Here is a 23,979-nt window from a genome sequence, read left to right on the forward strand (position 1 = left end):
TTGGCATAAACGGTAGATTCTCCCTTGGCTAGAGTGACTAATTTAAGGATCTAAGATGAACCAGGTTAGCGCAACTGAAGCAATCAGTAACCCGACTAACACTAAATTTCCCAGTAATGAAGGGGGTTGACGAATATTTTGTCGTTTGACCAGTAAAGAGACTCCCCCCTGATTATCCGCCAGTAGGTCATCACTGATGAAAAAGCTGACCTCACTGCCAAATTTTAGGGTAAATGAGGTGTTTTTTGCTTTCGAGCGAGCGAGTTCTGGTGTTGCATATATACCTGTCGTGGGTACACTAACGATAAATTCACTGGAGGTTATGTAGTATTCATTGAGCCATCCAGTAGTACAATTTTCGCCATTTTCTTCACATTCATAGACAAAACTCCAACGACTCCAGGCATCATACATACCACCTTGAGATTGACCAATAAACTGAACCTCGTAGGTACCCGGTGTTAAATATTTAATGACGGGATTGTCATCATCGTTAACTCGCGCATCAATATTAATAATCGTTACATCACGAGAACGAGTCAAAACGGATTGCCCGGATTGAGATTGACTGGTCATAGTTCACCCTCTATAAATTCTGCAAATAATTGCTCAAAAAGACCGTTCAGCTTAATGAATCACTAACACTCAAGTTTCTATAATGTCTGATGAGTTCCCCCTAAGCCAACCTTCGTTTGTTTTTCTTAATAAAACAAGTTGAATCAGTTATGTAGTAGCGCCATGGCGCGTCTGTACGCTTCAAAATACGTTGAGCTGACATCATAGAGGACTAATGCTGCTTCTACCAGATGGATAGACGCTAAACTTTTTTCTATTTCCTCTTGCCTAGACAATAGCCAGTCCATAGCTAGATAGAGTTCATCTTCATCTGTCCCAGACAATTTCAATCGTTCTCCTAGAATGAAACAGTCCTGATTGTGCCAGTTTTTGCTAGTCCCATCGGTGTTGTCGAGCTTCATTGACTATCCCTTGAGCCTCTTCGAGTGAAATATTGTAGCGATCGCTCAAAAGTTGGGGAATGCGATCGCAGTCGCGATTGGGATTCACTTTTGGTTGATGGGAGTAGGAAGGCAGTGCAACATTACATAAAAAAGGCTTATGTTGCGCCTGTAGTTGAAGCGGTTCAAGATTCTGAACTTCGCGTGAATTTACAAAAAATAGCAAGGCACCACTGAGGTTAGCATCGCTGAGGTTGGCATCGCTGAGTAAGGTACAGTTGAGGTCGGCATCGCTGAGATTAGCATATTTGAGGTTGGCACTACTGAGGTTGGCATATCTGAGGTTGACACCCCTGAGGTTGGCATATCTGAGGTTGGCACCGCTGAGGTTGGTACCACTGAGATTGGCATTGATAAGGTCAGCACCGCTGAGGTTGGCACTACTGAGGTCGGTACCACTGAGATTGGCATTGATGAGGTCGGCACCACTGAGGTCGGCACCACTGAGATTGGCATTGATGAGGTCGGCACCACTGAGGTCGGCTGTTTTTGTATTTCTGTTGGCCCTGCGAAAATTGAGCAACAGGAAGACTCCACCGGCAACCATCACAATCGCCCCCATACCCCTGATGAGGGTTTCACGGTGTGGGTGAGCAAGGGTCGCGCTCTCGTTGTGGGATAGGCGATCGCCATCCGGCTGAAGTCTACGATCAGAGAGAGACGCAGGAACCGACGCAAGGGCTTGACTGCCTAAGACAACTGAGGCGGCAATCATGGATAAGCCTAGTGATTTGAGTTTGAGCATTGCCGGAAATTGTTACACTTGTTTATTCAGTCTGCCCTCTCTACCAGTAAAGAATTTAGCGATCGCTTTGCCTATTACAAAAATTTTTCTTTGCAGCTTAAAGCTTACCAAACCTTACCTGTAACCCAGAACGAGGATGTAAAGTGGGTATGGCATCCATTGTCAGGTTTTGCTTAGGCAGCAATTCCCAACGATAATGACGCAGTAAATGAGCAGCAAAAATCTTCATTTCCATCTGAGCAAATGCCAGTCCCAAACAAATGCGCGGTCCACCACCAAAACCAACTAAACTAAACTCCTGTTGCTTGTGTTCTGCCCGTTCGGGTGAAAAGCGATCGGGATCGAATTGCTCTGGATTGGTATAGACTTCACTATCTTGATGGGTGCCTTGAATCCGATAGAGGGCTTGCCAACCTGCGGGAATGTGGTAGCCTTGATACTCAAACGACTTCACCACTCCTCGAAATCCACCAGCCACAGGAGGATACAGGCGTTCGACTTCCCGCAATACCTGTTCTAGGTACGGCATTTGCTTCAATTGCTCGAAGGTGACAGCACCCTCTGTTGTGAATTGCTGCTGTTCTGTCCTCGCTTTGGCTAACACATCTTCATGCTGCGCCAATGCCATAGCCAAAGATGTCAGCATGGATGTCGTTGTCTCGTGTCCCGCAAATAACAGCAGTAGCGTTTGGGCTTTGAGTTCGTTCATGGAGAGGGCATTTCCCTCCTCATCCCGACTCTGTACCAGCAACCCCAAGGCATCCTGGGCAGGGGATAGCTGTCGCTTTCGCACCGTTTGTTCGATGTAGTCTAATAACTTATCCCGTGCTGCCAATGCCTTACCATAAGTCGAAAAGCGCCAGCGTAAAGGTACGGCAAATAAACCTGATGTCAGTTGCGTAAACCACTGCGATAGTTGTGCCATATTTTCTCCGGGTTTACTGCCCACAAGAAGGATACTCGCAATCTCAAATGTCATCTGTTTGAGTTCGGGAAACCAGGTGAACGTACCCAGATGTTCCCATTTTTTGAGATACTCCTGGATGAGGCTATCCATTGTCTCTAGATAATTTGCCAACGCTTTGCCGTGAAACGCTGGCATTAATAACTTACGATTACGCCTATGTTCCTCCCCTTCTTGGACAAATAGAGACTCTCCCAACAGTTCCTTGAACGTATCGGGCCACCCCTCGCGCCAGGAGAAGCAATCCATATCGGAAGAGAGGATAAAGCGATTGGCATCTGCCCCCACCATAACAACTGTTGGTCGCCCTAAGATGTTAGTCTTGAAAATTGAGCCATACTTGCGTTGCCGTTTAACGGCAAAATCAGGATCAAATAAAAAACCAAGAGTTTCGCCAATCCAAGGTAGACCAAAACTACCGGGAGGTAAGGGCAAGGTTTTTGGGCTAATAGTTGCACTCATGAGTGTCGGAGGTCGTGTAGTTAGGGTAGGCTATCTCATTGCTTTATTTTAATTGAAGAGGTTATCCAGTTGTCCTATTGAGCGGTATATTGTACCGCCCGGGGGAACTTCAGATTAGTAGCGAGCAAGATGCAAAGCCTGCGGCATGGCTTCGCTAAAGCCTTCGGCATGGCTTCGCTAAACGCACGACAAGGATGAGAGCCATTCTTGATATTAAGGTTTAAAGACTGAACCGCTTATTCTTCCCCAACTCCCCTGAGCCAGGGGAGGAGGTAGAGTTTCACGTTTCGTTGGCAAATGCGATGTAAGCACTACCCGCATAAGGGCGCCCTTGAGCATCTGCATTATGCGCCCCGGTGATGACAACTCCATCACTTAGGGCAACGGTATACCCAAACCCGTCTTTGGGTTGCACCTCCGGGGAGTATAAGGTTTGTTTTTGCTGCCATGTTCCCTGATTGAGTTGGAAAATGTAGGCGCTTCCAGCATCAGAAGTCCCGACGACAGCCACTTGTCCCTGAATGGCGACAGAACAGCCGAAGCCATGGCGACGTTGTAAGTCAGTGGGTTGCAGCTTCTGTGTTTGTTGCCACACCCCGTTTTCATGTTGGAAAATGTAGGCAGCGCCAGTATCGGGATACCGTTGGGCATCGACACCATAAGCACCGATAATCGCGAATTCGCCACTGAGCGCGATCGCATTCCCAAAATTATCCCCATATTGTAAGTCAGCAGGTTGCAGTTTCTGTTTTTCTACCCATACCCCATTTTCTAACTGGAAAATATAGGCACTCCCAGCAAATTGACCGCCATCTGCCTTGGCAAGACGCGCCCCGACGATCGCGGTTTCCCCACTAATCGCCACTGCACCGCCAAATCCATCCCCGCGTTGTAAGTCATCCGGTTGCAGTTTCTGTTTTTCTACCCACATCCCATTCTCAAGCTGGAAAATATAGGCACTTCCAGCTTCAGGACGACTTTCGGCGTCTACGGTATAAGCACCAACGATCGCGAAATTGTCACCCATGGCTACCGCACTCCCGAAGCAGTCATTTGCCTGTAAATCAGCGGGTTGGAGTTTCTGTTTTTCTACCCACACGCCATTTTCCGGTTGGAAAATATAAGCGCTCCCGGTATTTGGGCGATCGGGAGAATCGGTAAGATAAGCACCCACAATCGCCAGATTTCCCTGAATCGCCACTGCATTGCCAAAGACATCTTGATGCCCAAAGTTCGAGGGGTGGAGTTTCTGTTTTTCTGTCCACACACCGTTCGTATGTTGGAAAATATAGGCACTACCCACAGCCGGAGAACCATTCACTTGAGCCAAACGCGCCCCAATAATCGCTGTCTCGCCACTCATAGCAATTGCACTGCCAAAGATCCCTTTTTCGGGTAAATCTGGAGGTTGTAGCTTCTGTTGAGGCTGCCAAGTTGGGCAGGGTATAACTAAAGGCATCCAGGCTTTAACCGACGTGAACCCAGAATTATTCAGATTTTCAATAACTGAATCCGGAGACGCGCCTTTATAGCCGACAATTGACCAAGCCCCGCGAAATTGCAATTCATCAATCAGACGGCTACCGATCGCGCGACAGGCATCTTTGGCAGCTTGGGATAGATTGATACTGGCATCATCTTTAAGTGCGATCGCCACAATTTTCCCATCGGGTATCGCTTCAATTTTCCGGGCAAAGGCATCGGCAACAGACGCATCGGCCAAGAAGTCAAAGGAACCACTCAACACGGGCTTCCCAGTAGCAGGTTCAAAGACTACCACATTTAACCCGCGCTGATATCCCCCCTTAATTGGGATTACATATCCATTCCGGCTAATATGCGTTAAAAAGCCGTACTCTCCGCCCGCCGATGTCGCCGAAATTGCCGCCGTGTTCGCGAAAATGGAGGGGAGCGTAAAGGAACGAGAACAGGTGACACCATGCTCATCCGATAACGCTTCAGTTGCTGTTCCCGGTGTCGCTCCCTTTTGACCAATCATCGCCCAAGAACTGCGAAACTGGAGATAATAAACCCAATACGCCCCCAACGCCGCACAAGCATTTTTCGCCCGCTCATCCAGATAGACAGTTCCCTCATCCTTCAGCGCGATCGCCACAATTCGACCAACAGGCAGACTCTCCATCCATTCGGTGAAGGCGATCGTACAACTGGGATCACCAAAGGTATCAAAGGTGGCGCTACCCAGCTTTTGACCCGTTACTTCATGGATAACCGCCACATTCAGTCCGCGATTGTACGGATCAAACCCGAATTCTTCGTCATTGACAGTAATCCGAGCCGAATTTCCCTGGTTATAAGCCGCCGACTGGACAGTGATATGGAGATGGGCTTCATTATGGTTCATGCTTTACTTCTTCCTTCACCCGCATCTGAAAAGTTGGTCATTCGTCATTTGTCATTTGTCATTCGTCATTTGTCAAGTCGGGGCGGGTTTATTTAGGGTCTGCTGAATAAGTCTTGTGGTGGGGAGAGGCAATAGGGAATAGGCAATGGGCAATGGTTTCAACCCTCTGTTGATGTAAAATTCGGCGTTTAGGTCAGCAAGCCCTATTTACATCTGGGTGTAACCGAAAAGATAGTCGTGAAACCCGCCCCTACACAATTTGCCCCATCTCCCCCATCTTCCCCATCTCCCCCATCTTTCCCATCTTTCCCATCTTTCCCTGCTTCCCCTGCTTCCCCTGCTTCCCCTGCTTCCAGCTACAACTACGCCTTATGCTTCAGTGCCTCCAACACGGTGGGGGGAACTTCTAAATAGGTGTACGAATTGTTACGATCCCTTGACACCAAGAACAGCGTATCGCTGTCGGTGGGAATATTAGTCGTTACTCGTACCGTTTCCGAGTCAGCGATAGGGAGCCAGTCCCCACTCGCCGTGAGATATCCCAACTCAGCTAGGTAATCCTGATCCGCTGACGGAAACGTGAGCAGCACATAATTCTCTGCACCCTGACAATCATATTCCTGGACACAGTGGGAACGATAGCGGTCTGGATCTAAGCTGTCGGAGACATCATATAGACGCAACAGTAGCTTTTCTCCCCCTTGGCGCTTTAAGGCTTGAATCTGATTGGGCGCTAATTCCCAGTAAGCATAGGCATTTTTGCCACTGTAAGGGACTAAGAAGAGGCGACTGTGAGAGAGATTCGGGGAATGAGACAGCCAGGTTCCTTCACCTTGACCTATGCCTCCTGGGAGGACATTGCCCGTCCCGAAAATCGGCGTCACCCGCACAGTTTCCGATCGCGTCAACGGTAACCAGTAGCCTTCACGGGTCAAGTAACCCAGTTCCACTAAATAATCCCGGTTCTCTGCGGGTAAGGATAACAGTAAATAGTTTTGCTCCCCCTGACATCCGAACTGTTGTAGCATCGGCGGCTGATCCCGCTCTGGATTAGGACTATCGGTGACATCATACAGACGCAACATCAGCTTTTCTCCCCCTAAACGCTGGAGGGATTGGGCTTGAGCGGGGGCAATGTCCCAATAGGTATAGGCATTTTTGCCGTCATAAGGAACTAAAAAGAGGCGACTGTGAGCGGGGGCTGGCGGGTAATATCCTCCTCCATACCCAGATGGGGAAGGGGGTGCAGTCATCGCTGCGGTTGTCGTGGCTGGGTAGGGCGATGGCGCCAGCCAAGCTTGTGGGTTTGGAGTGGCGGTGACGGCGGGACTGATGGGAATTGTCGGAGAAACCCGCACCTTATTTGAGGTAGCCAAGAGCAGCCATTCTCCGCCTGGGGTGAGATACCCTAACTCCGCTAAATAATCCCGATTCTCTGCGGGTAGCGTCAACAGGATATAAGGAGGTTGAGGCTCACAGCTAAACTGCTGGAGGAGATAGGGGGGCTGATGGGGCGAAATCAGGCTGTCGGTGACATCATAAAGCCGTACTACCAGATCTTTGCCACCTTGATGCTGGAGATTCTGGATATGGGCGGGGGCTACGTCCCAATAGGCATAAGCGTTTTTGCCATCATAAGGGACTAAATGTAAACTGCTGTGGGCTGGGGCTGGTGCTGGGGCTGGTGCTGGTGCTGGGGCTGGTGCTGGGGCAGCGACTGGGGTTGGAGGCGGAACAGCCACACCTGCTGTGTTTGTGGGTTTGCCATTCGTTGCTATTCCCCCAGCTCCCCCAGCAAAAGGACGACGGGCTGAACGATCATCATCATCGCGATTTTTAAGCAGCCAGACGAGGAAACCACCAGCTAGAAACGAAAGGGCTATGAGTAACGGCACCCACCAGGGAATCAGTCCGGGTGGCGTGGCTTGGGCATCGACATCAGCCTCATCTACCTCGACAGGGGCGGCGGGTTCGGGCGAATCCGGAGAATCCGGTGCCTGGGCTAGCTGGGGTGCGGCGGCGGGTTCTTCGATCGCCTCTTCTGGTTCTGTGGTGGTTTCGGCAACAGCCTCGTCAACTGCCTGCTCATTAGAGGGATCTAAAGCATAGCCGATAAAGGCTTCTACCGCAGGCGTTGCAGGTTCCTTATAGACATAAGACAGGGATTGGGAAAAAGGATAGCGTTCATCATCGGGAAAGACTTTATGCATGGGGATGATTGTCACATCCTGACGATCAAACACTTGATCCGCGATCGCATACCCAATCCCGCCAGCGTTTTTTCCCAGTTCTTCAATTACGGCATCAGTACTATCTCGATCTACCTGGGTGGTATTGGCTCCGGTTCTAAAGGATGCCGCTTTAAACACATCGTAGCGTTGAAAAGCCTGCCGGGTATCACTATAGTCCGGGCGATCAATTAATTGAATTGGTCCAGGTTCACCCCCAAGTTCTGACCAATCGGTAATTTCGCCTCGGAATATCCGGGAAAATTGCTCGAAGGTAATATCTATATCCTTGTAAGGACTATTGGGTCCCACTAGAATCGCAATCTTTTGCCGACTTAAGGGAATTTGCACTAATCCTTGTGCCTTTTCTACCGCCGTCAATGGGCGTCCGATCGCCGCCAGATCAATCTCTTCATTAACCAAGGCTTCTAAGGCGGCGGTACTCCCGGCGGCATTGAGTTGAACATCACTATTGGGATACTGTCGCTCAAAGCGCTCTTTTAAGGCTTGATTTACCTTTGCCATACTGCTAGAACCATCCAGCCGCACTGTTGTCCCACGGGGAACGGACTCCGGTACCTCGAATTCCTCCGGTGAAACCTGAGCCAATACTGGACTCAGCCGCAGGGAGGTGAATCGGAACTGAGGGCTAACAGTTCCTAGCGTCAAAAATAGCATACCTGAGGCAAGGAATGCCTCTTTAGGTTTGAACATCTGCATCATCAGTAACCTGGATTCTCTTTAATAAGTTTTTGAGTTAACGTTTAAGGGAGGCGCAAGCCATGTCAAATGATTTTTGTCAGCTTTATAGAATGTCTGACAATGGCAAAAAAATATAATATCTTATTTTGCTTTTTTGATCTAGATAGTTCATGAAAATTCATATTATTGGCGAAGATACCATAACCAATAGATAACGTTTTAGTTTTGACTTGACTCATACCCCTCTCATCTGCTCGATTTATTTAACTAAGTAGTCGGACAAAAGAAAATAGTACGCTCCGGAGCCAGTTTTATAAATCACCCTCAACCCCTTACTGTTAAGAGTCACCTAATCTCAACCGTTCACTTTAATGAAACTCCACCGACTTAACTCAGTTCCGAGACATTCTCTAACCAAACTCGAAATCCGACGGGTTGCTCATGACTCAGTTGTTCTATGGCGGAATCGGCTAATGTATCTTTATATCCCACAATCGCCCAAGAACTGCGGAATTGTAGATGGCGAATCAAGCGACTGCCAATGGATTCACAGGCTTGTTTTGCCCGTTCGGAAAGATTGACAAAAGCATCATCTTTGACGGCAATAGCAATACCGTGTTCTGGGGAACAATCTTCAATCAGTTGGGCAAAGGCATCAGCATTCTCTGGGTTAGCAAATAAATCAAAGGAACGACTGATTTGTTGAGTTGTATCGTGACGGTTAAAGACAACAACATTTAATCCCCGTTGATATCCTCCTTCTATCCCTATCTCTTGGTTATTCCAGGTGATTTGGGCAAAATTTCCCTGATTCCCGCCTGCCGATATTACCCCTAAGCTGGGACGCTTTACAGCATCCGCAGAGACAGGAAGTAAACGAGAACAGACGACATTTGAATAATCCGATAATTCTTCTTGGGCGATTCCGGGTTGGGCATCTTTTTGACCAATTAGCGCCCAAGAGGTGCGAAATCTCAAACCGTAAACTTGCCGACTGCCCAGGGATTGACAGGCGCGTTTAGCCCGTTGATTCAGGTTGGCACTCCCATCATCTTTAACCGCGATCGCGACAATTTGACCACTGGGTAATTGTTCCACCAGATCGGCAAATCGGTCGGCGTTTCCCGGTAAAAAGGTATCAAATGTGGTGCAAACTAACGGTTGTCCTGTTACTTCATCGATAACAGCAACATTCAGTCCGCGATTATAGTGAATAAAGCCAATTTCTTGGTTGTTCAGGGTGATTAGGGCTGAGTCTCCCATGAATCCACCCGCTGATTGAACTGTTATCGTTACTGTTGAAGAAGTCATTTAAATTAATGAGAGTTGATGCAACCGGGATGATGTTTATTTAAAAGCGCTAAAGCGCTTACAACGAACTAATGAACATATTCGCCATAGGCAAACCCCTTTGCTTGTATTGTTTCCCCTTGCAGCACCAGAGTCACGTCAACCGTACCCGTCACTTCTTCAATAAAGGTATATTGGCGACTCTGATTATCGGGTACAATTAACTCGCTAGTGGCATCAAATGCCATGGTTAATGACAATTGATCCTGATCATCTGCCGCTTGCACTTGTAACTGTTGAGGCATACTCACTGTGCGATCGCCAAACAGTGACGCCATAATTCCAGGCAGACGTAACGGTAAACTGGCAGTGGCAGACCAATCCCAATCAATTTGTAACGTAGACCCCAAAAATACCTTCCGCAAGCGAGTGCCAGAATAGATAAAAATATAGGGTAAACCACTAATGGAATGGTTTTTATTTGTACGTTTATCTAACACGAGTGTGAACGATCTGCCCTTTTTGTCCGTAACATAAGCGACAAACCATTCCCAACCAATATCCTCGCCCCAGCGAAACCGACCAAAATTGCGATCGTGATAGCAAAACCAGTCATGATCAATGGCAAAGGATCGCCCACAAACGGATACGTTTCCCGAAACCTTTAACCCTGGAATTAATCCCCACCCAATAAACCCACTCCCGAATGGCGCATCCTCGGTTACTAATAGGGGCATGGCTTCAGCTTGTCCTTGAACGTTGAGGGAAAGCTGCGCCCTCTCGTCGTGAACTTGAACCGATGAGTTCATGCCATTAATTTCCAGATTTATCCCCTTCCCTTGCAGACGTAAGGGGTGACGACATACCATGTCAGGTTGCCAGTCTAGGCTAAAAGTTGTACCAAAAGTTGCCACTGCGGGAGAGGATTCCAGTTCTGGGGTAATTTGGGTGGAGGGCAAGTTGACAATAAAGCTAACTTGCATCTGCCCCTGTTCCGGTCTGCCGATGAGAGTCGCGTTGACGAGTAGGCGGATTCCTGTTTTCAGATCCAGCCAAATAAAGTGATACCAATCCTTCCAATCCAGAGGTAAGGCGGGATCTTCGAGGGGAATGCGTAAAGCTTCGACACGGTTAAGGAGAACTTGTTCGTTGACATTCATCGCCCCAGGGAACCTCCTTCATTGAGAACATCATTGAACATGACTGGGGAAGCTGGAGTAGGCGTGAGAGGCGGTGGGGCTTGATCCGCGATCGCCTGCACCCACTTCGCCATCTTTGGTGACACCTGAATCAGTCCCAACAGAATCCCCACAAACCAGCGCTGGGCATCCATTCCCAGTTCGGAGACGAAGGTTTTTGTCGCTGCATTGGATACGGAAACGGGGTTGTCCATCCCTTTAACGTTTAAGGCATTGGGAACTAATGTCCACAGCCATCGTTCGCCGACATGAAGTAATCCCCCTTGTCCCATCTGCACCCCCAGAGAGGAATGATACGCCGCCGCCGCCGATTGACTGATCACCAGCCACCGGGGGGCTTGGGCTGAGGCAAAGGCGAGGACGCCATTCTTGAAGAAACGAGTACGGCTGAGTCGATTGAGTAATTGGCAACCCGCTTCTGTGCGGCTGTAGGTATCTCCTTGTTGTGCCAACAGGATCAGGAGTTCTACCACCAACCAACGTCCTGGAAGTCCATCGAGTCCCGGTAATCCGGTGGTTAAACTGTAGCTGGCTTGGGCGGGAATGGTTTGATCAATCATCGGTAGAGTTGAATCCTGAGTCGCGATCGCCTGGAAACAATTAGCCAGTCTGGGTGACACCTGGGCAAGTCCCAAAATCAGTCCCGCAAACCATTGTTCAGGGTTTTGCGTATTGAGTATTGACGCTTCGCTTGGCTGATAGGAAATCGGGTTTGTCGGGGCGGGTTTAGCGACTTTCTTGTCGCTATTTGTAGTAACGTTTGTGCCAAACCCGCCCTGATTCAATTCTGAGTGAACTCCCCCATCTCCCCCATCTTCCCTATCTTTTCTATCTCCCCCATTCCCCATTTCAATATCAGTTTGGGCTAAATCAAATAACCATTCCTCCCAAATAGCAAGCAGATGCTGTTGTCCAATTTGCGCGGCGAGGAGAGTATTCGCCATCGAGATACTACTCGATATCCAAGCGGGGACTTGGGCTGAGGAAAAGGCATAAACGCCATTGCGATAGAACTGGGTGCGACTCAGTTGGCTGAGTAATTCATTCCCTTGGGGCGTTTGGGCATAATTGGTGCCATGTTGACACAACCGAGTTAACAGTTCCGCCACCAACCAACGGGCAGGAATTTTATCCAAATCGATTAATCCCGACATCAGACCAAAGATCCCGGCGGTACTGGGTTCAGCCGTTCCCAAATAGTTTTCCTTGCTGTCTCTCGGTGGTGGAAATGTCACCATTAAGGGATGGATGACGGGAGTGCGATCGCGGGTTTCTGTTGTGTCTAAGAGTTCTAATTGAATGGGAATGGCGTCTTCTAGCCAACCCGGAAATCTTAACCAGGTTTTCATGCTGATCCCACTCGGCAAATAGTCGGGAATGGGAATCGTTAACTGACAGGTTGATTCATACTCTGGAAACAAATAAACATACGTCGGATCTAAACGACTAACAATGGGCAAAATTTCGCTGTCATTGAGCAGCCAATCATCTAGAGTCGGACGTAACAGGACGGCTTCATGAAGCTGATTCCGGATCAAGAGCTGGAAAACTAAGTCTGTGCCGGAATGGATTTTTAACCTTACTTGGGGCAGGGCGAGTTTTTTTTCTAAACGCTGACTCATTTAACACCTATCGGGCGGCGTTTTACTCAATCCATTTTAATCTTTATTCACTCTTTTATTTGACGATTTTTCATTAAGTTAAATTACGGTGGTGTAAGCTGTTCGGCATTTAAACCTTAATGTAAATAATGGCGAAAGCCTTGTAGTGCGTTAAGCGAAGCCATGCCGCAGGCTTTGCATCTTGCTCGCTACTAATACCCAACTTAATGCATGACAGCTTAATTCATCTATGTCGTTGTATTCTCCTGGCATAATTAATTGCTTTGCTGGCTCTAACTCCTTCGTTCAGTGACATTCTATGTCAATGACTAGCACTGGATAAAAAAGGTTGTAGGTTAGGTGGTGCTGTGGCTAACTTCAGCTATCAAGGGTCAGCTTGGTTACGCTTCGATAAAAATTAGCCTAGGATTCAGACACCTAACCTACAAAATGTTGGTTTAAGTTAGTTACATCTAAATATGCTATTAACGATAACCAATGGAACACCAGGATGTAAATGCATAAAAGTTGGTCAAAATTGGTTAATTTCTGCCAGAGTCCTTTAAGATGCTTATTTTGTGCATTTTGTCAATACATAAAAGTTGGTAAGTTATCGCCTTTGAGAGGGTAACGGCGAACAGGTATAGCAACCGCCATGGCTGTTAGGACACATCATTTATGTAGAGACGCACCATGGCGCGTCTCTACAATGGTGCCGAACTAGCACGTCTCCACATTTATCAGAGGTCAAGAACAAATGACCAATGATGATTTAATCCAGAACCATCCAATCAACAGTGATACACCCTTTGTTATCCCAATACCATCCCGGCTCATCATTCATCTTAAAGATCACAGTTTGACCCGCTTTTAAACTGAGAGTCTTAGCACTATTGATCTCTTCAATAACTTCACCACTCGCTTGATCTACAGCAACCAAGGCGTAGGGGGTATTGTTCGGATAAGTCACATGACTTAACAGATCAGCCCCTGGTTCTCCGGCGGCGGTAATTTCTACTCCGTCTTTCACCGACCAAGTACCAGAGGGGGTGACTTTAATTTTAGCAGCCGTATCCATAGGATTTTGGAACTCTACCCCTTGTTCAAAAGTTGCATGGACTTGCAATTGACCGGAGGGGAGGACTTTTTTCTCAAAAGCTTTATAGGTTACATTATTTTGGGAGAAGTTATAGAACGCAATCCGCCCTTCACTAAAATCGCCGTCAAGATCAATTTCTAAGCTGCCATTCACAGAGACTTGCAAATTCGTTTTGGTATAAACAAAGTCAAACGTATTTTCAACATGTTTTTCCCATCCCTTATTGCCCAATGTTTTTCCCCGCGCCAGTTCAGTGACTTTACCCGTATGACTCCAGAATTCCGCTTGATCTTTAGGAACTCCATTAATTAAAGATACCGCTAATCCGGTTTTGGCAAGTTCTCCCCACCGTTTCTGCTGACCTTTCCTCCAATCAACGAGTAGATATTTAGCAGAACTATTGGTGGTATCTCCCGGTTGGAATCCTAGGGCAAACCCAATAAAATCATCATCCCCAGTGTTGCCGACGCTTATTTTACCGGAGACTTTGGTATTAAATACATTAAATGGACTATAAAATAACGTAGGTTTGCCATTCTTTTTCTGGATTACTTCTTGTCCATTTCGAGATATATCCCATTTGCCTGAACCTTTTTCATAAGATTCTTCTTGCCAGTGGTTGAGATCGACCGTTTCGACTTTAATGTGAGCCATTTTATTCAGTCCTTATTCGTTTTTTTGAGTTGTGAACGTGTCAAGTTTGCTTGAACTATAATGAACTTAACAACTATCCTGAATCTGAGGATTCTATTATTTTAATCGAGCTTTATTCAGTTCTGCTCAAAATCATCTGTTTTTTTCAAAACTTAACATTTTTGCAATCATCGTTTGTTGATCACTTATCCATACGGCAAATAGCCATAACGAATGACAAATGACGAATAACAAATGACAATCAAAACCTACTTACTGCGATAAATGACATAATTAATCAACTCCTTCATAAATCGACGGTCATGAACTGGAGACACCCATTGTTCTCCGGGTCGCAGTGGGGTCTCCGGGAACAAAAACTCCAAATTATCAAAGATATCGGCGGCTTTTTGAGCGAGCGATCGCGCCACGTTCCAGCCGTGTTCAATGCTGCCACATCGCTGCATTTGTTCCATAATGAAGGCAACATGATCAGGATGTTTTTGCGTGCGCGGCAATGCTAGAATTTCCCGCATTTTCTCCGATTCCTGTTTACTGTTGGCTAAAACATGGTTCAGCATTAACGTGCGTTTTCCTTCGTAGATATCACCGCCAATTTCCTTGCCATAGGATTCCATTTCCCCCTGGAGATTTAATAAATCATCTTGAATTTGAAACGCGATCCCCAAAATCATGCCAAATCGGGTTAATCCAGCCAAAGGTTCAACTAAATCCTGGACACTGGAGGCAGGATGTCCAACAATGAGACCAATCCGACAAGGGGTAATAAAGGAGTACCAACAGGTCTTCTTCACGCACATGGTAAAGTAATCTTGGTCACTCAGATGGGAAGGATTCGTCGCCACCCAATCCAATTCCATCGCTTGACCTTCCACAGATTGCCGTGCCATGAACTCAATTTCATGTAAAATATTCAGCGCCTTGGATACCCCCAGCACCGATAAGTTTTCCAGCAGCAATCCCACCGCTAAAACATTCGTCGCATCCCCCACATTAATCGCACGGGGAATACCAATCATTTGATGTAATGTCCCCTTTCCTCGTCGAGACTCCGACTCATCTTCGATGTCATCGTGAATCAAAAACGCATTGTGATACAGTTCCAATGCAGCAGCAGCCGTTAATGCCGAATGTCCCATTCCTCCCACCGCGCGGGCGACACTAATACACATCGTTGGACGCAGCATTTTCCCGACGCGAAAGGGATAATCACTTAATAGATCATACAGAGGACTATAAGCCCCGGACACTTGGCGCTGGCTTTGGATAAATTCCTCAATTTTGACAAAAATGGCGTCTCGCGAACCCTGTAATGCCTCGTTGATAATGCTTTGATTAAACTTAGAGGAATCGGCGACGATACATTGTTCCTGATCATCCTTTGCTGCCTCTAATTGGGCAAGATCAGATAAGGTAGTGGCAATCGCCTTACGACTGCCTGAATCAATATCTGATACCGTTGGCGGCGAAGGTTTAGGCGTCGGGGGGTGAGGCAGTAAAACTTGGCGGGGTGTAGATTTCAGCTTGAGGATTGGGAATTTTTTGGGGTCATACAATAACAAACTGAAGAAGGTCAAAAATACGAGAAATAAGAATAGTCCTAACATTAACAATTTTCCTCTAGAGTGTCGGTTCAGAAATAGCCTTTATATTTAGTCCTTATTAATTAAAATAGCCCCGATGACAACAATAACGATAATAGCCAGCAAAAGTCCGATAATGATTACTTGTTTCTTGTTCCCTGAGCCTGATTCGGAGGATTCTATCGATTCAGCCACAGGTTGAGCCACGGATGGAGTAACTGGGGAAGAGTCAACCAAGGGAAACCAGGCGTTGACAGAAACGGAGCCAAAATTATTCAAATTTTCGATAACTGCACCCCCAGAAGCACCTTTGACGCCGACAATCGCCCACGATCCTCTAAATTGAAGACGGTCAATTTGGGTGCTACCAATCAACTTACAGGCGGCTTGGGCGCGATCCGAGAGATTAAAGCTGGCGTCGTCTTTCGCCGCGATCGCAACCACCCGACCCTGTGGTATAGTCTCTATCCAGTCGGCAAAGGCATCTGCATTCGCGGGATCAGCATAGAAATCAAAGGATCGACTGTGAAGGTGATGCCCATTGGACTGATCAAAAACAACGACATTTAGACCCCGTTGATATCCTCCCGTAAAGGAAACCAGTTCCCCATTACAGGTAACTTGAGCCATGTTACCCCAATTATTCCCTGCTGATGTCACAGCGACAACAAAACTAGGAACTTTAACCTTTGTCGCCGTAATCTCCCGCGAACAAGTCACCGCCGCCTCATGAGACAACTTTTCTGTTGCCGTTCCCGGTGCAGCACCCGTTTGACCAATTATCGCCCAAGAACTGCGGAATTGCAGGTGATCAATTAAGCGACTTCCCAAGGATTTACAGGCTCTTTTGCCTGGATCAGATAAATTAAAGTTAGCATCATCTTTAATGGCAATGGCGACAATTCGACCTGGGGGTAAGGTAGAGACAAATTGGGCAAAGGACTCGGAGTTGCCTGGGTTAAAGGTATCAAACGTCGTGCCAAAAATGGGTTGTCCGGTAAATTCATCGAAGACGGCGACATTGAGTCCGCGATTGTAGAAATTCTCACCCAAGTCTTGGGTATTGAACCTAATCGACGCCGAGTTCCCGTGTTCATAACCGGCTGAGGACACTTGCACTGTTAAGTCATTCGTCATTTGTCATTCGTCCTTTGTCAGGGAATAGGGAACACCTCGACTCCGCTCGGTGTGAATAGGTAAGGTAGAGTTTTGAGTTGAGGGATTCTTCATGGGGGTGCTTGCTTCGGCTTCCCGTCCGGTGAACTTAAGTCTTAACCGTTCCTTGGGGAATCCTAGGATGAGGGATTAAACCTGAAACTGTACAAATGAAATGTGAACATCTCTTCCGGTTAAACCCTGACAGGGAGATAAAATTACCTAATTTTTTGTTCACGAATCATTTGGACTTACTAGATAGCTATATATTTTTGGAGGTTAGATAGGCAAATTAACAAACTTCATTTACATCAAGCTAATAATAGGCTAAAAAATAATCCTACCACTAATAGTTGTCAGGATTAGGCAGGGATGTTGGGAGATGGGGAGATGAGAGCAGGGGGAGCCACGTAGAGACGCGCCATGGCGCGTCTGGGAGATGAGGGAGATGGGAGACAAAATTTCTATAGCCCATTATCCTGTTCCCTATTCCCTATTCCCTATTCCCTATTCCCTGTTCCCTGTTCCCTAACAAATGACGTAGCTTGCTTCTCGCTTGCGCGAGTATGACGAATGACAAATGACAAATGACAAATGACCAATAAACGTATTGTTTTAACCGCCTATGGCTCCTTTGGCGATATTCATCCCTATATGGCGATCGCATTGGAGTTGCAAGCACGGGGACATCGTGCTGTTATTGCCACAAGTGAACTGTATCGCTACAAGATTGAAGCCGAGGGGATTGGATTTCATCCGGTTCGCTACGATAGTGCGATCGATATGCAGCAGGATGGGGAGTTTATCGGCGTGCTGTCGGAATCCCGTCGGGAAAGTGAATACACGATCTGTTATCTATTAATGCCCCATCTGAGGGCGACATACAAAGCGTTACTCGAAGCCACACAGGATGCGGATCTACTGTTAACGCATCATTTAAGTTTTGCCGGATCATTAGTTGCGGAAAAAACGGGCATTCCGTGGGTGTCAACGGTTCTCTCTCCGATCCTATTTATGTCGGCTTACGATTCCCAAACCCTTTCCACGACAACCATCTCCTCTTATGAACAAGCCTTAGCCGTTGTCGCCAATGACGCCCGCTTACGCCAATTTCGTTGGCAAGCCCGGTTATGGAGTTCGCCGATACGTCAATTGCGTGAGGAATTGGGGTTACCACCCAGTTGTGATCCGGTGTTTGAAGGTCAACATTCGCCGGATTTGGTACTGGCGTTATTTTCTGCAAAGCTAGCCAAGCCGCAACCGGATTGGTGTCCCCAAACTCAGGTGACGGGGTTTCCTTTTTACGATCGCGCCAAACAGGAGAACTTGTCTCCAGAATTGGCAAGGTTTCTTGACTCTGGATCTCCTCCGATTATATTTACCTTGGGTTCGCTGATGGTATGGACACCCGGAAACTTCTATTTAGAAGGTGCGATCGCAGCTCAACAGTTAGGATACCGGGCGGTGTTATTGGTGGGCAAAGGAGTCCCCAACCTACCGTTAAACCAGTTACCCGAAGGGGTGATTGTAGTTGACTATGCCCCCCACTCCGAAATTTTCCCCCGTGCGGCGGTAATTGTGCATCATGGCGGAGTCGGCACCACCGGACAAGCTTTGCGATCGGGGCGTCCCATGTTGGTGGTACCTTATGCCCATGATCAACCCGATAATGCGATGCGGTTAGTGCGTTTAGGGGTAGCGCGTACTCTCGCCCGACATGAGTACAGTGCAAATACATTAATGGCTGAACTCAAACAACTCTTATTTGAGCCGAGTTATGAAAGCAAAGCGGCGGAGGTGGGAAAGCGGGTGCAGCAAGAAGATGGAGTCAAGGCGGCGAGTGACGCGATCGAAACCTATCTCAGATCTCAGGAAAATGGGCAATCAAAGTAGTGATGTAGCACACCTAAGTTAATAGATGAGAATTACGGAAAAGACACCGTAGGGGCATCATCCTTGCGGTCAGAAAACCCGTAAGTATAATTGAAGTAAGCTGTTCGGCATTTAAACCTTAATGTCAATAATGGCGAAAGCCTTGTAGTGCGTTAAGCGAAGCCATGCCGCAGGCTTTGCATCTTGCTCGCTACTAATACCCAATTTAAATGCATGACAGCTTAGTTTTTTTATCAAGACTTTATACCCAAAAAGGATAACTTTCATGAAGTTGGGGAACTTGCCTTGGGAAAAGACGGTTGGGAAATTACAGATGAACCCCTTTCTCTTCAATCAGTTTTTCATTTAGCAGTTGGACAATTTATTAACTATCGTACAGCACTGAAATTGAAAGAACCCCAACGTCAGTTATAGCACTACGCATTAAGGTTAGGACATTGGTAAAAGCTGAAACCCTGTTGGAGTAAACTTTTGACTTTTGACTTTTGACTTTTGACTTGCGCGTAGCGCTATATTGATGGCAGTTCCTTAACCAGTTGTCGGCTCAACCCACTGCAAACCCCGTATATTGCCTAACTAAAGGTTCATGAAACGCCAAAACGATATCTTCTTTGGGAACTCCTAACTTCACTAATTCATTAGCAATACCAACTTCCGTACCATCATGCTGTATCCAAATTTTGTCATTTTTAATATCCAAATGTAACACACAGCCATGCTGTCGTCGTCTGTTTTTCCAACCCACATACATCAACTGATAATGGTTGCCAACTGGATCAAAAATTAGTTGTTGTTCAATTTCGTCCTGAGTTGAACCCACACTGGCATAGTCAGTTATGACTTGTTGGACATAATTTTGATATTTTTTTAGTTTTTCCATGCGACAATAACCTCCTGCACCGGATCATAAACAATGAGTTTAAGCCGAAACCGCTGAATCACGGTTTGAATAAACTGCAACTTAAAGAAAGCGTGATAGATTCCTGAAGGAACAGCCAAATATAGAACTCTTTCTGGCTCTTGTTCTTCTAATGCCACACGATAATTAAAACACTGTCCAATAGCTGTATGAAATTCCGAAATGTTTGACGCCCCAATAAAACTCTTAATTTCCACCGCTATTTTTTCGCCATCCCTTTCCGCCGCTAAAACTTGCTCCGCCCCCAGGTCAATATACATTTCAACATCACCAATCTTAATCCGAAAAGGGTCATCAGTAATCAGCCAACCCTCTTTTTGCAATCCGTTCCTAACAGCATTATGAAAAATATCTTTCGCCACATCCCACCCACAGCCAAATTTAATCGTTTTTACTCTTAATTCTACCACAAATACCCACCATGTCTGATTTAACTAACATCCTGTTGAGGACACGGCAGTGCCGTGTCCCTACCCTTTCCCCGAAATAATTGATTGCGTAGGGACAGGATAATATCGTCCCCTTCTCAAGACAGAAATGCTAAGATTTAAACCGAGAATAAAAAGCGCGATCGCGAGTTGTCCTATACAAAGCTGTGCTATAAGAAAAGCTTTATATTCCATGAACAGTCTCTCACCCGTCATTTTAAATTTAAAACACGTTGGCTTAAGCGATGAGCAATTTTACCAACTCTGCCAAGCCAATGAAACGTGGAAACTGGAACAAACCGCTAAAGGAGAATTACTAATTATGCCTCCCGTTGGTGGAGTGAGTGGCAATCGAGAATCCGATTTAATTACCGACGTAAACCTGTGGAATCGCCAAACTCAACTAGGAAAAGTCTTTAGTTCATCAACCATCTTTCGCTTACCCAACGGTGGAAAGCGTTCTCCCGATGTGGCTTGGGTAGCCAACCAACGCTGGGAATCCCTAACTCCCGAAGAACAAGAAAAATTTCCGCCAATTTGTCCAGATTTTGTGATTGAACTCCGTTCTCGCACCGATTCTCTATCCGACTTACAAGCAAAAATGCAGGAGTATCTCAATAGTGGTTTACAATTAGGCTGGTTAATTAATCCCCAAGTCCAACAAGTCGAAATTTATCGTCAGAATCAGCCCGTTGAGATTGTTCAATTACCCGCCAATTTATCCGGAGAGGATATCTTACCTGGATTTATATTAGAGTTACCCGTTTTCTAAGCCAAAATCTTGTAGATTTCCTCTCCCCACCACAAGACTTATTTAGAATACCCTATATTAGGTTGGGTTTGTAGTGGGGAACCTTAGCCCTAGATTCGGTTGGGTTTCGACTTCGCTCAACCCAACCTAAAATCTATACTTTCTGATTATTTACACTGGGCAATTGTCCCTTGTTCTGGAGATAAGAAAACCTATAATTACGGCTTTAGTTAGGGTACGGCAGTGCCGTGCCCCTACCCTAACCCAGAAATCATTGATTGCGTAGGGACACGATACTATCGAACCTTTCTCAATACTGCTTTTATAGTAACGGCATAAAACTAATGCGGTCTTGGTATTCATCTTCCCAAGCTGCCTCAGCTACAATCATCAACTCTTCCATAATTTGCCCCATGGTCATATCCTCATTGATAATAAATATTCCTGGTACATGATGATTACCTGCCAGATGTTCGGCTAGATGAACTGGCATTGTTTTACGGTTATTCGTAACCAGAATAAATCTATTGTCTTCACACCAAGCAAGAATATCTGCATCGGGAGTGCCTTTAGGCGGTGCATTGGGGTCACCAATTACCCAAACTTGCAATTGGGGGTATCGCTGCAACATTTGTGTGCGAAGCACCAAGGGAATATGTTCATCCAGGAGATATTTAATTGTCATTAAATCACGGCTTTACTTGAAGTATCTTGTTGAGAATCTACTTGTTTTTGGGCTTTCAATTGTCGTAGCTTTTCAATAAATGGTGGCGGATTTTTCTGTTGTTGTTTTCGCATCTGATGACTCCAGGCTAGCCAATCAGCTAAATAGGTACTCACAGATTCTTGGTTATGTAAATAGTATAAAATAGTAGCATAAACCTGTTCTAGTGTTACAGTTCGATAACGTTCAGCTATGGCTGAGGGAGTTTGAGCGCGATGGATATATTGGTAGAGAATATGTTCTATGCCAATGCGTGTTCCTTTGAGACGAATATCATCAGGAGCTAAGAAATCAAAGTAGTCTTCTAATTGCATAAGTATTTATTCTAATGCTGCATAAGTGTTTATTCTAACACCAAAATAGATCTTATTATTGGCTTCGAGACATCCTGGTGAAAACAAGGCAGCACCGTTCCCCTACCCTAACCCAGAATTCCACGTTCTTTTTCACATTAACCCAAATAAGTGCCTAACGCACCCTACAGGATAGATTCAGAGTTCCGACTGCTTAAATAAGTCAGCAATTTAGGTTATAATAACTCATCGTTAAATTAAAACTCTTAATCAATATCCTAATGAAGCTCACCGATATTATCCATCACGATATTCTAATTCACTTAGATACCCTGAAAACAGACCCAGAATTAGTCAAGCAAATCCAAACTCAACTGAATCGTTTAGGATTTTACCCTGGTGGTTCTTGGATCGATGGTGACTATGGTCAGCAGACAGAAAAAGCCATGACTGAGTTCAGTCAATCGGTCTACCTGAATAACATGGAGACTAAGACGTTTGGCAAAGGCTGGGCGCAAAAACTACTACCTGAGACAGTCAAACCCCTTCCCTCGCTTAAAGACAAAAATAAAGACACAATTTATCAAAGCTTCTTAAAAGAATCCGTTAAAGGTAGCGTTGACAAACCTGCCCTATTTTATAAAGGTATTGATACCTCTCCTTACAAAACCCAAATTAAAGATTATGCCGCCCGTCTGATGCAGAAGGCTGATGGCAAAACTTTGGTTTCTGTCACCAAAGACACCGCCCATTTCCAACCTTTCCCATCAGTAGGACAACTGCCAGAGATTGATGACCAAGGCTTAAGCTTTTTGCATCCAGAAATTACTGAAGCTTGTTTATGTGTCGGTAGTTTTGCCAACGGAGACTTCAAAACCAAATGGCTAGGCAGAAATGCTCTGAGTAAAACCGAATTTTGGAGTAGTAGTAAAATTATCCCCATTCTCAATGTCGTCTCTCGCAGCAACACCAATGCCTTTCAAACCGATATTGATACCTGTCTGATTCGAGGCAGAGATTTAAGCGGACAATACCGAGAACTCTCTGTCCATAATGTGCTTAAAGATATTCTCTCCTACGACTATCGCATTGCCTCATCCAACTCCCTCGCGGCAATGTTAAAACAATTTTCCACACCCGCCGAGTTAGAAAATTGGCTGAAACGGATGACTGGAAATCAAGACTTGATTTTCACAGGAAGATATGGCGAAGAACCCTTTATCCCAGAACCCGAATTATCAACGCAATCCCCTCAAGGATTATGGCGTCCCCGAAACGTGATTCTCACAGGTGTATCAGAACGACATCGCGGCGAAAATACGATTACCGCTTATGATTTAACCCGCATGATCTCGATGTTGGGTTGGCATTATCACATCCCCCAATCCTCACGCTTACCCGGTGCCCAATGGCATAGTTTAGAATCAGTGATTCGGGCGATGGGTGCAGATGCAGCGCGTTTAACGGATGTGGCATTAGAGGCACTCGATTTACAGGATAAAATTAGTTCTCCGGTGATTATTTCTAAACTAGGAAATGGGGTGACTCAAATTCGGAATCGGGCGGAAGCGGTTTATGTGGCATTGGTTCAGTTTATTCAACCCAGTACAATGGGTGTGCCAGAGTTAGTGATGTTTAGCATGGCATTAAAGGGGGCAAAGCGGTTAGAACCCAGGGATGCGAAGCGTGAGGTGGTGGAATTGGATGCTAGGATGGCGACGGAAGTGACGGAAATTATTCGTCGAGGGGCGTTAGGGGAATTGGGGTGAATTAAGGTTGGTGGGCAATGCCCACCCTACACTATATCAAGGGTTGAATTCCTGATTTTTTATGTATTGACAAAATTGTAAATTTATGAATAATACAAACCTTTACAGTCTTCTAAGCAAGATCCCCGACTTCTTGGAG

The 23,979-nt window shown here is 46.2% G+C and carries 20 protein-coding genes; 4 read left to right on the forward strand and 16 right to left on the reverse strand.

The features are described 5' to 3' along the window. Nucleotides 1-42: 42 nt before the first annotated feature. The 12 genes from RID53_RS26690 to RID53_RS26745 form a co-directional block, all read right to left on the reverse strand. Nucleotides 43-576 (reverse strand): hypothetical protein, encoded by a 534-nt coding sequence (locus tag RID53_RS26690; RefSeq protein WP_446390976.1) that lies wholly within the window; start codon nucleotides 574-576, stop codon nucleotides 43-45. Between the two features lie 143 nt (nucleotides 577-719). Beyond that, entirely contained in the window at nucleotides 720-977 is a 258-nt protein-coding gene (locus RID53_RS26695) for a hypothetical protein (protein WP_446391025.1), read from the reverse strand. Next, complete coding sequence (locus RID53_RS26700; RefSeq protein ID WP_446390977.1) at nucleotides 949-1,761, reverse strand: pentapeptide repeat-containing protein; 813 nt, start codon at nucleotides 1,759-1,761, stop codon at nucleotides 949-951. The genes RID53_RS26695 and RID53_RS26700 overlap by 29 nt, the downstream gene beginning before the upstream one ends. A 97-nt stretch (nucleotides 1,762-1,858) precedes the next feature. After that, the gene (locus RID53_RS26705; RefSeq protein ID WP_446390978.1) at nucleotides 1,859-3,187 is read right to left on the reverse strand and encodes a cytochrome P450; all 1,329 of its coding nucleotides are present in this window, start codon (nucleotides 3,185-3,187) and stop codon (nucleotides 1,859-1,861) included. A gap of 280 nt (nucleotides 3,188-3,467) precedes the next feature. Next, nucleotides 3,468-5,552, reverse strand: a complete 2,085-nt coding sequence (locus RID53_RS26710; protein WP_446390979.1) for an interleukin-like EMT inducer domain-containing protein — start codon at nucleotides 5,550-5,552, stop codon at nucleotides 3,468-3,470. A 362-nt stretch (nucleotides 5,553-5,914) separates the two neighbouring features. Further along, nucleotides 5,915-8,494, reverse strand: coding sequence for a DUF4912 domain-containing protein (locus RID53_RS26715; RefSeq protein WP_446390980.1), 2,580 nt, complete (start codon nucleotides 8,492-8,494; stop codon nucleotides 5,915-5,917). A 375-nt stretch (nucleotides 8,495-8,869) separates the two neighbouring features. Then, nucleotides 8,870-9,793: an interleukin-like EMT inducer domain-containing protein gene (locus RID53_RS26720; RefSeq protein WP_446390981.1), complete on the reverse strand. Its 924-nt coding sequence runs from the start codon at nucleotides 9,791-9,793 to the stop codon at nucleotides 8,870-8,872. A 68-nt stretch (nucleotides 9,794-9,861) separates the two neighbouring features. After that, on the reverse strand, nucleotides 9,862-10,932 hold the full coding sequence (locus RID53_RS26725; protein ID WP_446390982.1) for a hypothetical protein: 1,071 nt from the start codon (nucleotides 10,930-10,932) through the stop codon (nucleotides 9,862-9,864). Further along, nucleotides 10,929-12,593, reverse strand: a complete 1,665-nt coding sequence (locus tag RID53_RS26730) for a hypothetical protein (RefSeq protein ID WP_446390983.1) — start codon at nucleotides 12,591-12,593, stop codon at nucleotides 10,929-10,931. The genes RID53_RS26725 and RID53_RS26730 overlap by 4 nt, the downstream gene beginning before the upstream one ends. A gap of 751 nt (nucleotides 12,594-13,344) precedes the next feature. Further along, nucleotides 13,345-14,325 (reverse strand): hypothetical protein, encoded by a 981-nt coding sequence (locus tag RID53_RS26735; protein ID WP_446390984.1) that lies wholly within the window; start codon nucleotides 14,323-14,325, stop codon nucleotides 13,345-13,347. Between the two features lie 248 nt (nucleotides 14,326-14,573). Beyond that, nucleotides 14,574-15,932 (reverse strand): polyprenyl synthetase family protein, encoded by a 1,359-nt coding sequence (locus RID53_RS26740; protein ID WP_446390985.1) that lies wholly within the window; start codon nucleotides 15,930-15,932, stop codon nucleotides 14,574-14,576. A gap of 45 nt (nucleotides 15,933-15,977) precedes the next feature. Then, nucleotides 15,978-17,045: an interleukin-like EMT inducer domain-containing protein gene (locus tag RID53_RS26745; protein ID WP_446390986.1), complete on the reverse strand. Its 1,068-nt coding sequence runs from the start codon at nucleotides 17,043-17,045 to the stop codon at nucleotides 15,978-15,980. A 612-nt stretch (nucleotides 17,046-17,657) separates the two neighbouring features. Between RID53_RS26745 and RID53_RS26750 the strand changes: the two genes are divergently transcribed. Beyond that, complete coding sequence (locus tag RID53_RS26750) at nucleotides 17,658-18,956, forward strand: glycosyltransferase (RefSeq protein ID WP_446390987.1); 1,299 nt, start codon at nucleotides 17,658-17,660, stop codon at nucleotides 18,954-18,956. 243 nt (nucleotides 18,957-19,199) lie between these two features. Further along, nucleotides 19,200-19,370, forward strand: a complete 171-nt coding sequence (locus RID53_RS26755; RefSeq protein WP_446391023.1) for an element excision factor XisH family protein — start codon at nucleotides 19,200-19,202, stop codon at nucleotides 19,368-19,370. Between the two features lie 130 nt (nucleotides 19,371-19,500). On the opposite strand, the gene RID53_RS26760 is transcribed toward RID53_RS26755, so the two are convergent. After that, nucleotides 19,501-19,836 carry a XisI protein gene (locus RID53_RS26760; protein ID WP_446390988.1) on the reverse strand — a complete coding sequence of 112 codons (336 nt, stop codon included), beginning with the start codon at nucleotides 19,834-19,836 and terminating at the stop codon, nucleotides 19,501-19,503. Next, a complete protein-coding gene (locus tag RID53_RS26765) occupies nucleotides 19,824-20,285 on the reverse strand; it encodes a XisH family protein (RefSeq protein ID WP_446390989.1) in 462 nt (153 codons plus the stop codon). The genes RID53_RS26760 and RID53_RS26765 overlap by 13 nt, the downstream gene beginning before the upstream one ends. Nucleotides 20,286-20,496: 211 nt before the next feature. On the opposite strand from RID53_RS26765, the gene RID53_RS26770 reads away from it, so the two are divergent. After that, nucleotides 20,497-21,075, forward strand: coding sequence for a Uma2 family endonuclease (locus RID53_RS26770; protein ID WP_446390990.1), 579 nt, complete (start codon nucleotides 20,497-20,499; stop codon nucleotides 21,073-21,075). A gap of 301 nt (nucleotides 21,076-21,376) precedes the next feature. On the opposite strand, the gene RID53_RS26775 is transcribed toward RID53_RS26770, so the two are convergent. Further along, nucleotides 21,377-21,739, reverse strand: a complete 363-nt coding sequence (locus RID53_RS26775; protein WP_446390991.1) for a DUF5615 family PIN-like protein — start codon at nucleotides 21,737-21,739, stop codon at nucleotides 21,377-21,379. Next, on the reverse strand, nucleotides 21,739-22,092 hold the full coding sequence (locus RID53_RS26780) for a DUF433 domain-containing protein (RefSeq protein ID WP_446390992.1): 354 nt from the start codon (nucleotides 22,090-22,092) through the stop codon (nucleotides 21,739-21,741). Before RID53_RS26780 ends, RID53_RS26775 begins: the two co-directional genes overlap by 1 nt. Nucleotides 22,093-22,352: 260 nt before the next feature. Between RID53_RS26780 and RID53_RS26785 the strand changes: the two genes are divergently transcribed. Then, complete coding sequence (locus tag RID53_RS26785) at nucleotides 22,353-23,840, forward strand: peptidoglycan-binding domain-containing protein (protein ID WP_446390993.1); 1,488 nt, start codon at nucleotides 22,353-22,355, stop codon at nucleotides 23,838-23,840. Nucleotides 23,841-23,979: the final 139 nt, after the last annotated feature.

The sequence above is a fragment of the Coleofasciculus sp. B1-GNL1-01 genome, from assembly GCF_040220235.1.
Classification (GTDB): domain Bacteria; phylum Cyanobacteriota; class Cyanobacteriia; order Cyanobacteriales; family Coleofasciculaceae; genus Coleofasciculus.